4 protein-coding genes are annotated in these 2,924 nt (G+C 65.6%); 1 reads left to right on the top strand and 3 read right to left on the bottom strand.

The window, feature by feature from the left end; all coding sequences use genetic code 11:
* Positions 1–682 (top strand): bestrophin family protein (locus tag HP547_RS28150; protein WP_172288751.1); only part of this gene is annotated, 682 nt, incomplete at its 5' end.
* Positions 683–812: 130 nt separating this feature from the next.
* On the opposite strand, the gene phnE is transcribed toward HP547_RS28150, so the two are convergent.
* The 3 genes from phnE to HP547_RS28135 all read right to left on the bottom strand — a co-directional run.
* Positions 813–1,580, bottom strand: a complete 768-nt coding sequence (gene phnE / locus HP547_RS28145) for a phosphonate ABC transporter, permease protein PhnE (protein ID WP_172288749.1) — start codon at positions 1,578–1,580, stop codon at positions 813–815.
* Positions 1,577–2,404 (bottom strand): ABC transporter permease, encoded by an 828-nt coding sequence (locus tag HP547_RS28140; RefSeq protein ID WP_172288747.1) that lies wholly within the window; start codon positions 2,402–2,404, stop codon positions 1,577–1,579. Before HP547_RS28140 ends, phnE begins: the two co-directional genes overlap by 4 nt.
* The coding region (locus HP547_RS28135) for a phosphonate ABC transporter ATP-binding protein (RefSeq protein ID WP_172288745.1) at positions 2,398–2,924 on the bottom strand (527 nt) is incomplete at its 5' end. The genes HP547_RS28135 and HP547_RS28140, both read right to left, overlap by 7 nt.

Below are 2,924 nucleotides of genomic sequence, written 5' to 3'. Positions count from 1 at the left end.
TGCCTACAACCGCTGGTGGGAGGCGCGCACGTTGTGGGGCGCGCTGGTGAACAGTTCGCGCAGCTTTGCGCGACAGACGCTGACACTGATCGATGACCGCGACGATGGGCTCAACCCGGTGAAGGCCACGTTGCTGCGCAGGCATATCGCCTATGTGAACTGCCTCGCCGCGCACCTTAAAGGCGAGCGCTGCCCGGATGAACTGATGGCCTTCATCCCGCCGGCAGAATTCGAGCGGCGCAACCGTTCGAACAACTTTGCCAATGACATTCTTGGGGGCTCGGCGGCCCTGCTGGCACGGGAATATCAGGCCGGGCGCCTGGACAGCATTCGCCTGGCGCGGCTGGAATCGACCCTGGTGGACCTGTCCAATGCGCAGGGCGGCATGGAGCGCATCGCCAATACGCCGCTGCCCTACCCTTATGTGTATTTTCCGCGGTTGTTCATCACCCTGTTCTGCCTGATCGTGCCGGTCGGGCTGGTGGAGTCGCTGGGCTGGTTTACGCCGCTGGCTTCGACCGTGGTGGGGTTCATGCTGCTGGCCATCGAGCGGATTGGCACGGATTTGCAGAGCCCGTTCAGGTTCAGTGAGCACCAGATCCAGATGGACACCATTTGCGAGACGATCGAGCGCAATCTGGAATCGATGCAGCGGGAGGCGCAGTGTGGGGAGCTGGCCTAGCGCATGACCTCAAGGGCCCTATCGCCGGCAAGCCAGCTCCCACAAGGGAGCGTGAAAACCCGAAGACTTGCGCAATACCTGTGGGAGCTGGCTTGCCGGCGATGGGCCGCAACGCGGCCCCGGCTATCGGTCAGGCCCGCACATACCGCTGGCGCAGCACATCACTGAGCACATCCACCAGCAACACCAGCACCAGCATGCCCAGGATCACCGTGCTGGCCTGGGCCTCCTGGAACAGGCTCAGGGTCGTGTACAGCATCTGCCCCAACCCGCCCGCCCCGACCAACCCCAGCACACTGGCCATGCGGATGTTGTTCTCCCAGCGGTACAGGCTGTAGGCCAGCAACTGCGGCCACAGGTTGGGTAAGGTGCCATAGCAGAACGCCGCGATCTGGCTGCCACCCTGCAAGCGAATCGCCGCTGCAGGCTCCGGCGACGCATTTTCCAATGCCTCGGCGAACAGCCGCCCCAACACGCCAGCAGTATGCAGCGCCAGGGCCAGGGTACCGGCATTGGGGCCAAGGCCGGCCGCCAGCACCGTAAGCGCCGCCCATACCAGTTCCGGAATGGCCCGCAAGCCATTGAGCAGCAACCGCGACGCCGCCTGGAACGGCCAACCGAAGCGGCCCGCAGCCGGCAGCGCCAGCAGCATCCCCAGCACCATGGCCAGCAGCGTCCCCAGGCCGGACATGGCCAGGGTCTCCAGCGCCCCGTGCCAAACGGCACGCAGGTGTGCAGCCGACAGGTCCGGGTGCAGGAAACGCCCGGCATACTCACCCATCTGCCCCAGCCCGCCGTTGCCCACCAGCGCCTGCAGGTCCAGCTCCAGGTAAGCGAACGAGGCCGCCACCGCCGTCACGATGGCAGCTAGCAGGAACAGGTTGATCACCCGGCTCATGCCAGCCTCCAGCGCAACAGGCGGCTAAGCAGGTCGGCCAGCATCACCAGCAGCAGGAAAGTCAGCAGCATGCTCGCCACCTCCGCACCGGCGAACATGCGCATCGACAAGTCGATCTGCTGCCCCAGCCCGCCAGCGCCTACAAAGCCCATCACCACCGACGCCCGCACCGCGCATTCCCAGCGGTACACGGTGTAGGACACAACCTCGGAGGCAGCATTAGGCAGAATGCCGTAGAGAAACGCCGCCAGCCGGCCACTGCCCGCCTGCATCAAGGCATGCGCCGGGCGCTGGTCGACCGACTCGAAAATCTCGGCGTATACCTTGCCGAGCATGCCGCTGTAGGTGATGGCGATGGCCAGTACGCCCGCCGTCGGCCCAAGCCCCACAGCCCGTACAAACAGCAGTGCCCAGACGATTTCCGGCACACTGCGCAGGAAAATCAGCAACCCGCGCACAGGCAGGCGCAGCAACCGCGACCAGAAACCGGCCCGCCCACTGCGGGAGGCGGCACGCAGCGACAACGCTCGGCTAGCCAGCAGCCCTGCAGGAATCGCCAGCAACAACGCCAACGCCATGCCGGCAGTGGCCACCGCCAGGGTCTGTAAGGTGGCTTCGTACAGCAACGCAAGGAAATCGGCATCGTGTGCCGGCGGCCAGAAGGCGCCGGTGAAACTGGCGATCTGCTGCCGGTTCTCCGCCTGAAACAGCACCCAAGGGTCAAGTTCGCTCAATTGCACGCCTGGCCACAGCACCGCTACGGCCAGCAAGGTCAGCAGCAACCGCGGCATCAGGGCCGGGTCGCGCGCGTCAGCTGTCAGCATCGCGGAATCTGCACGGTCAGAGTCGGTCCCTGGGTGGGCGGCGAAGCCAGTTGTTCGTTGGCGTACAACGCATCCAGCATCTGCTCGCTCACCGCCTCGGCCGCGCAGTCGAACACCACCTGCCCGTCGCGAATGCCGATCACCCGTGGGAAGTGCGCCAGCGCCAGCTCTACTGCATGCAAGCTCGCCACCAGGGTCACACCATTAGCCTGGGCATGGCGGTTGAGCAAGGCCAGGCTATGGTCGGCCAACACCGGGTCCATTGCTGACACCGGCTCGTCAGTCAGCAACAGTTGCGGCCGCTGGTACAACGCCCGGGCAATCCCCACTCGCTGCAACTGCCCGCCGGACAGCTGGCCACATTGCACGAACAGCTTGTCGGCCAGGCCCAGCTCTGCCAGAACCTGGCGCGCCCCCGGTACATCGCTGGGGTACAGCAGGTTGAGCAAGCCGCGCAGCATTCCCCACTGCCCCAGGCGGCCGGCCAGCACCGCTGTCACCACTCGCTGGCGCGGCGGCA

This window comes from Pseudomonas sp. CM27 (assembly GCF_013179515.1).
In the GTDB taxonomy this organism is placed as follows: Bacteria; Pseudomonadota; Gammaproteobacteria; order Pseudomonadales; family Pseudomonadaceae; genus Aquipseudomonas.
Note: the sequence above shows the minus strand (reverse complement) of the source record. Positions and strands in the feature narration are given on the sequence as shown.

Bases quoted from the DNA above. Each gene is read 5' to 3' on its own strand.
- HP547_RS28140 (WP_172288747.1), bottom strand. From the start codon at position 2,404: ATGCTGACAGCTGACGCGCGCGACCCGGCCCTGATGCCGCGGTTGCTG.
- phnE (WP_172288749.1), bottom strand. From the start codon at position 1,580: ATGAGCCGGGTGATCAACCTGTTCCTGCTAGCTGCCATCGTGACGGCG.